Origin of the sequence: Parabacteroides sp. Y3-G-102 (assembly GCF_023656845.1) — a bacterium.
GTDB classification, from domain to species: Bacteria; Bacteroidota; Bacteroidia; order Bacteroidales; family Tannerellaceae; genus Parabacteroides; species Parabacteroides distasonis.
Genome location: NZ_JAMOKU010000045.1, coordinates 37079 through 43921, shown reverse-complemented (window position 1 = coordinate 43921; position 6843 = coordinate 37079). Strand labels below are relative to the sequence as shown.

Annotated in this window: 7 protein-coding genes and 1 pseudogene; 7 read left to right on the top strand and 1 reads right to left on the bottom strand. The window is 40.7% G+C overall.

Features of this window, described 5'->3' with window-relative positions; translation table 11 throughout:
- Positions 1–155: 155 nt before the first annotated feature.
- The 7 genes and pseudogenes from NBH16_RS18595 to NBH16_RS18570 all read left to right on the top strand — a co-directional run bounded on the left by NBH16_RS18595 (position 156) and on the right by NBH16_RS18570 (position 5804).
- Positions 156–692 carry a methylglyoxal synthase gene (locus NBH16_RS18595; protein WP_250788953.1) on the top strand — a complete coding sequence of 179 codons (537 nt, stop codon included), beginning with the start codon at positions 156–158 and terminating at the stop codon, positions 690–692.
- A 1204-nt stretch (positions 693–1896) separates the two neighbouring features.
- Positions 1897–2341, top strand: a pseudogene (locus tag NBH16_RS23480) (DUF3408 domain-containing protein).
- Complete coding sequence (locus NBH16_RS18590) at positions 2268–2636, top strand: cupin domain-containing protein (protein WP_029257273.1); 369 nt, start codon at positions 2268–2270, stop codon at positions 2634–2636. The pseudogene NBH16_RS23480 and the gene NBH16_RS18590 overlap by 74 nt, the downstream one beginning before the upstream one ends.
- Before the next feature lie 275 nt (positions 2637–2911).
- On the top strand, positions 2912–3793 hold the full coding sequence (locus NBH16_RS18585; RefSeq protein WP_225982696.1) for a hypothetical protein: 882 nt from the start codon (positions 2912–2914) through the stop codon (positions 3791–3793).
- Positions 3748–4134 carry a hypothetical protein gene (locus tag NBH16_RS18580; RefSeq protein ID WP_007844574.1) on the top strand — a complete coding sequence of 129 codons (387 nt, stop codon included), beginning with the start codon at positions 3748–3750 and terminating at the stop codon, positions 4132–4134. Before NBH16_RS18585 ends, NBH16_RS18580 begins: the two co-directional genes overlap by 46 nt.
- Positions 4135–4390: 256 nt before the next feature.
- Positions 4391–5038 carry a hypothetical protein gene (locus tag NBH16_RS18575; RefSeq protein ID WP_007844576.1) on the top strand — a complete coding sequence of 216 codons (648 nt, stop codon included), beginning with the start codon at positions 4391–4393 and terminating at the stop codon, positions 5036–5038.
- Between the two features lie 610 nt (positions 5039–5648).
- Positions 5649–5804, top strand: a complete 156-nt coding sequence (locus tag NBH16_RS18570; RefSeq protein WP_009276905.1) for a hypothetical protein — start codon at positions 5649–5651, stop codon at positions 5802–5804.
- Between the two features lie 44 nt (positions 5805–5848).
- On the opposite strand, the gene NBH16_RS18565 is transcribed toward NBH16_RS18570, so the two are convergent.
- Entirely contained in the window at positions 5849–6832 is a 984-nt protein-coding gene (locus NBH16_RS18565; protein ID WP_008781160.1) for a hypothetical protein, read from the bottom strand.
- Between the last annotated feature and the right edge of the window lie 11 nt (positions 6833–6843).

Genomic DNA, 6843 nt, shown 5'->3' with positions numbered 1-6843 from the left:
TCCTGTAGCTGCAAGTACTTGGCTATTACGGTGGCGAATCTTGTCGTAATACATCAATTGAACTTTTTAGACCACAAAGATAAGTCAAAGAACGCCTTAATCAATTATTCAATATAAACTCTAATTATCATATAAAAATAAAATAATTTAGCTTTATGGAAACAATGGTTCGTAGAATTGGACTTGTTGCACACGATGCAATGAAAAAAGACATGATAGAGTGGGTTCTCTGGAACTCGGAACGTCTGATAGGACATAAATTCTATTGTACGGGTACAACCGGTACACTAATTAAAAAAGCCCTTGAAGAAAAACATCCTGAAATCAAATGGGATATCACAATCCTGAAATCTGGTCCTTTAGGAGGTGACCAGCAAATTGGTTCGCGGATCGTAGAAGGAGAAATAGACTATCTGTTCTTTTTTACAGATCCGATGACACTACAGCCGCACGATACGGATGTGAAAGCATTGACCAGACTGGCTGGAGTTGAAAATATTGTTTTCTGCTGTAACCGTTCGACTGCGGACCACATTATTACGAGTCCCTTATTCACTGACCCAACTTACGAACGTATTCACCCGGATTATACCAATTACACGCAGCGTTTTGAAAACAATGGAATCATATCTGAAGCAGTGGAGCAAGTGAAAAAGCGGAGGAATAAAAGTGAGAATAACATTTCCAAATGAACTGTAATAAGTAGTAGCATATTTATAAGGCTATCTAAGAAACAAGTTGTTTACATCTTTCAGAACTGGTATCTACTGAATGGTAATCTGCTTCCACCAACCCTTCTGGTTGGTGGAAAGAAACCACTTATAAAATATTTCGCTTCCTTTATGCATCCCAGTCGAAAAAGGACAAGGGCATTGCGGGTGTACATCACTCCTTTCACCTTCTTGTTTAGTCCTTCCAGCAAAGTCTTGCTACCAGTTTTTTCTGGAACTACCTTGTGAAAAATTATGCGAAAATCGCCTTTCTGTGCCCGGATTCATCCGCAGGATCCCATGCCAAAGGGACATGGAACATGCCGGTAGCTTATCCCCCACGACTCCGGAGCATCAGGGGGTAGGGACGGTTTGGCGGCAGGTTGCCGTTAAACCGCTTGGTTTTCGTTTAACGAAAAGACAACTTGCTGTCCGCAGGGGCGGACCACGTTTCTCCAATAATTATTGTGTATCAGCCCATTATATGGCTGTTCTCTTGTGATTTGCGGGGCATTTCCATCGGGGATTTGTCGGCCTTTCTCCCCATAAAAGGGTGGATATCTCTCCATAACCATGCGGCTTACGCCCATAATTCGGGAATAAAGAGGCACATATACGGGAAATCAGCCCTTTCCATACCCAATTCTCCATTAATGGATTGCTACTTCTACACTTCTGCAAATGGAGAACGGGCGGTGAGCCGTATATGCCTCGTGTCTTTCCTTCGTTATCTCCATTGACGGATTGTTACTTCTACACTTCTGCAAATGGAGAACGGACGGTAAGCCGTATATGCCTCGTGTCTTTCCTTCGTTATCTCCATTGACGGATTGTTACTTCTACACTTCTGCAAATGGAGAACGGACGGTGAGCCGTATATGCCTCGTGTCCTTCCTTCGTTATCTCCATTGACGGATTGTTACTTCTACACTTCTGCAAGTGGAGAACGGGCGGTGAGCCGTACATACCTCGTGTCCTTCCTTCGTTGTTTCCATTGACGGATTGTTACTTCTACACTTCTGTAAATGGAGAGCCTCCCCACCTTCCCCTTTTACACACCCCATGACAATAACAGACTTTCCATGACTATAAGTGACAGGCGGTTCCGTCCTGTCCTCTTCTTCCTTTATTTTGTATTCCGAAACAATACCGGTTGTGTAATTTAATAATTTAAGATTTTAAGAAAATGGATTCAAAAAAGGAAAAGGACCGGCTTTCCGATATAATTCTCGGGAGGGTCGGGCTTATGGGGAACTTCCTGTCAGATCCCGTCTCCACATCTCCGGAACCTCCAGTGGATACGCCGGACCGTGAAAGGCGGTCCCGAGCGGCAGAAATGACATCCCCGGAAGAATACAAGAGGAGGTTCCCGCTCCCAAGTCCGCGGAGTGGAAGACCGTGTACATTGACGGGAGGCTGCACCGCCGTATCGCCATGCTGGTCAGGGCCTCCGGTTGCGGCAGCATCTCGGGTTTCATCATCCGGCAGCTGGGCTTCATATGGAGGAGCACAGGGAGGATATCGCCGGGCTGCTCGGTGAGGTCTACCGGCCCTGGGATGACGAGGATGGGACAGACCTACGCCGACCTTCTGCAATATCGGCCGATATTCGAGGAACGTCGTTGGGGTGAATACAAAGTAGTCAATACCGCCGAGTTTTCCAACGGTTACAAATCCATTACCAAGCAACTGAAAATCAAATCCGATAAGAGTATCAGCTATCAGTTACACCGCCATCGCAATGAAGTCTGGACGTTTATCGACGGCGAAGGAGTACTGGTACTCGATGATATCAGGTCGGTTGTTAGCAGAGGCGATACGGTTACGATCAAGAAAGGTGTTAAACATGTAATCATAGCTGAATTATACAAGATAATAAAAGGATACATAATCATGTGTCCTTTTATTATTTTAGAGATAGTGTAAAGTCGTATATAATTACCTTTGCTTTTTGGAACTTATAAATTTCAAAATATTTTAATTGGACAAATTTTCTATGTAATATGGTACTCTATCTTTTCATATTTAGAATATTAGATTTACTAAATACCATATTGGTGATATGCCGTTGTTCCGTGTTATGCCTTATTACATGTTTTTTCAATTATACGGCACTTTATCTATTGCCTCTTGCCATAATAGTAGATTGGGGAATTTTTCAATTTTCCATTCAATCTGTATTCAAAAACCAACTATTGGATTTGAATAAGGCGGTAGAAGAGTTCAAAGAACAGGGTATCGATTTGGAAATAATTGAAGATGACATTATTAAAGAAATCGACACAGAAATGCGAAAATACCAATTATTCCAGTGGGGCAACAGGCAAGGAGATAAGCGAACAATTGTTATCCGGGCAAACAAATTGTTCGGACAATTCAAAAGTTTTGCGTTTTATAATGCATCTTCTTTCATATTCGTTCCCAAGACATTTTATCCGCAATCCATGAAAGACAGAATCTTGTTGGCACATGAATTTGCACATTGTGTATCCCATGATTTGATGCTGGCATTCAAGAGGCAATTTTATTGTTCGGCTATTATTCTGCCTCTATTTGTTTTGGTATCGGACATTCCTGCCTGGATGAAAATTTCCGCGATTCTACTCGCTTCCGTATTGGCATTACTACAGTTCTGGCCTATAGCATATAATGAAATTATTGCCAATAATCATGCGCTAGAAGTGGTGAATACGCTATACGGAGCGAAGTCTATGTCCGAATCGGCGAAATATCTTTTGAAAGTACGAACTGAAACATTACGTAAAAACATTAAGGATAAAAGATACGGGTTGGCATACGCAATAGAAGAATTACAAATCGAACATTTACAAAGAAGCGTATCTGAAAATGCCTTGATACAACAGAGTTCACCAATGAACGTATGGTTGTCAATCATCCACTATAGCTTGTTCGCGTTAGCGGGATATGCTTGCTACTCTTTCGTAAAAGAGATGAATGTATCATGGTATATGCTGATTATGGCTCTAATCGCTTTTATATTGATTTATGTTTTATCTAAAATTAATGTAACGAAAATATGGATAATAAAGAATTTAATTTACGAAAAGATTGGGATTCAATAGAAACTGTAGCAAGTGATATTTGGCCGGAAGAATGGTCTCAACTCAATCCATTGGAGATAAAGGCTCTTGAAGAAATCATCGAAAAAAAGAAATCACTGAACACGGAAATTGTGGACGTACCTGGTGGTATGGGCTGCGATTTTTCCGTGGACCTGGAGAATGTATATTACCTGCTTGCCATTCTATGGTATCTGAAAAATCTGACGGGAATAACAAATGAGGACATAAGACGAAAAATGGAATCATTTATTAAAGCCTCTGATAAAAGAATGAAGTTGGTTTACAAGACAGTTATCGAACCTCAATTAGATAACCTAATATCCATATTGAAAAAGAAATGATAATCTATAGCATTGATTATTATGGACAAGACCAAGATTGTACTCAATGTGGAAGGCATTCGGAATGAATTTGCCGGTGGAATGTTCAAAAACCACTTATTCATATGGTAAGCAAGTATATATACCGGACTATAAATCTCGCGAAAGGAGCTTCGTTTCCGGATTCTAAATAGTAGAAACAGCATTACGCAAAAATTGACGGGTTGGAAAAACTTATCATAGATACTGGTAATGAATCTGTCCATTGATTTTTTTCATGAAAAAGACCGTCCTTGAATACACAACCAATACCTATCAGGAAGATATCCCCAAACAGTTCCTTCAAGAGGCCAAAATACGTCTGAATTCTTTTTTCTCAGAACAGGAATGTGTACAGAAGAAAGGGATTCAATTTATATTCAAATATGCATTCTACTCAGTAGAGAATCCCCGGAAGGTCACGAAACAACATCTAATAAAAGAATATGCAAGGTTACCTTTGGAAAAAAGAAGTGTGCAACCGGAACAAATACCTGATATGAAACAATACAATGATATAATACTATATGGCGATAACAACTCTCCCGAAACACAGAAACTGCTAGCAGAATACCTCCAACGGCATGATTCATTAAAAGTCCAGTTATCTTTTTTTGACAAGAAAAATGACTCAACCTACAAAGATGAACAAACCATCGCATACGCAGAACTGCAAAAGGCATTATTCTTTTGCAAAAGAAAGAAAATACCACTTCTATTCGTTTCCATAAAAGACATGATAAACGATATCCGTTTTTTCAATTTACTAGAGGAGAGCCATATCGATTTCAGATGTATTGATTTCCCGTGGTTCTACAAGGAGAATCTGCCTCTGATAAAGGCGGTTGTGCTATATGAAAAGTTGGAAATAAGAATAAATGTATAAGATATCAAGCTTACAGATTGGCCTTCAATGTTGCAGCATTGAGATTTATGAGAAACAATTCTAAATATATTTCTGTTTGGCGAAATCTTATTCTAAAAGGAACTCTAAATAAAAGAATCCACCTTCAGATATCTTTCTTCACTTATCCTCAAAGTATATAATCCAAACATAAATATCAGACCTATTTTCCCTATAACTGAGTAATAAAAAGATTATTCCCCAACACCGTAAACAAAGAAATAACAGAAGCACTTTAAAAGGGTGTATCTAACTCACTTTTTAAGGATAATATCCCTGTTACAGTTATCTGTAGCAGGTGATCCTTTCAAATTGGGCATTAGATGCACCCTTTTCCTTATTCCAACAAATGCGCCTCTTGTAACCTCACCAATTCCCAATACATCTTCAAAAACACCTCCAGATACACCTTCAGACTCGGGAAATAGACGATAGACTTCCGGCAAAAGAAAGGCACGTGAATGGCCGTTCATTCGGAACCTCCATTTCCGGATAGCGTTTCTTTGTCCATCCAAAATAATCTCTATCGGGACAGAACAATAAACAAAAGCATAAATATCAGGCAAAATTGTCCCGATAAAAGAATTAGAACATGACTATTGAAGATGAAATCCTCCAATACCTGCACTATCATCCTCTATCAAACAGGGTTGAGATAACGCTTGGGATAACCAATCCTCCCAGTGGCAGGATTGTAAAAAGACTACTGGCCGATGCCGTAACCAAAGGAACGATAGAAGTACTCTAACAATAGTAGTGCCACTATATTATAAGCAGCACTGCAATTGTTCCTTACCCCAGCAAATGCACCTCCTGTAACCTCACCAATCCCAAATACATCTTCAAGAACACCTCCTGATACACCTTCAGATCCGGGAAATAGACGAAAGACTTCCGGGAAAAAGAGAGACATGTGAATGGCCGTTCATTTGGAACCTCCATTTCCGGATAGCGTTTCTTCGCCTGGTCAACCGCCATCTTGTTCAGTGAAGCCACGAAGTTGGCCTGGCGTATCGGATTCCATTTCGGAGTTTCAAGAATTACCATCCCATCTTTTCTCTCCGGGATAACCATGTATTCATTCTGTGTGTTACGGGCATAATAACACACGAAAGACAAGGCTTCATAGACATTATCCCCCACATGAATGCCGATAACCTGTTCTTCAACCGGTGTACCGGCAAAGCATTCCGCAATCTGCTTCATGGCATACCCATGCAACAAGGCAGCATCAGAAGCCAACAGATAAGCCGGTGCGGTACGCTCTCCTCCCTTATCGATGGCAGCAAAGAGAGAAGGACTCCAACAGAGATGGATGAGCTTTCCTTTTTCTTTCTCACGAAGGGAAGCGACACATAACCGATTGTCAAAGACCAAACGGGCTTCTTTCGTTTCCGGATGAAACTGGAACACGTTCCGTACCTTATCAGGTTTGTGTATATCCATCATCAGATAGCCTTGCCACCCGGACACATGTTTTGTCTTCAAAGTTGTTTCGCTTTCCTCTACATCAAAGAGATATGACAAGAGCTTTTCCCGCTTGCAACATACGGAAAGAGAAAACTCATCCTGTTCTTTCATCTGCTGCATATCCAATGAAAGGACAAAAGCCAATTGCCAAGGAGTAAGCTCGGAAAAGCCATGTAATTCGATACAAGACAACGCATCTTTCTCCGGTGAGTAAACGACATATCCCCGGCCACCTATCTCATATCTCAACATGAAATCCCCCTGTTCAGTGGGATGATAATTTTGTAAAACGGTCTGATAATTCATAAAGCAAATGT

What these genes read in the sequence shown, in the direction of transcription:
- NBH16_RS18595 (WP_250788953.1), top strand. Translation starts at nt 156, where the DNA reads ATGGAAACAATGGTTCGTAGAATTGGACTTGTTGCACACGATGCAATG.
- NBH16_RS18590 (WP_029257273.1), top strand. Translation starts at nt 2,268, where the DNA reads ATGACGAGGATGGGACAGACCTACGCCGACCTTCTGCAATATCGGCCG.
- NBH16_RS18580 (WP_007844574.1), top strand. Translation starts at nt 3,748, where the DNA reads ATGGATAATAAAGAATTTAATTTACGAAAAGATTGGGATTCAATAGAA.
- NBH16_RS18575 (WP_007844576.1), top strand. Translation starts at nt 4,391, where the DNA reads ATGAAAAAGACCGTCCTTGAATACACAACCAATACCTATCAGGAAGAT.
- NBH16_RS18570 (WP_009276905.1), top strand. Translation starts at nt 5,649, where the DNA reads ATGACTATTGAAGATGAAATCCTCCAATACCTGCACTATCATCCTCTA.
- NBH16_RS18565 (WP_008781160.1), bottom strand. Translation starts at nt 6,832, where the DNA reads ATGAATTATCAGACCGTTTTACAAAATTATCATCCCACTGAACAGGGG.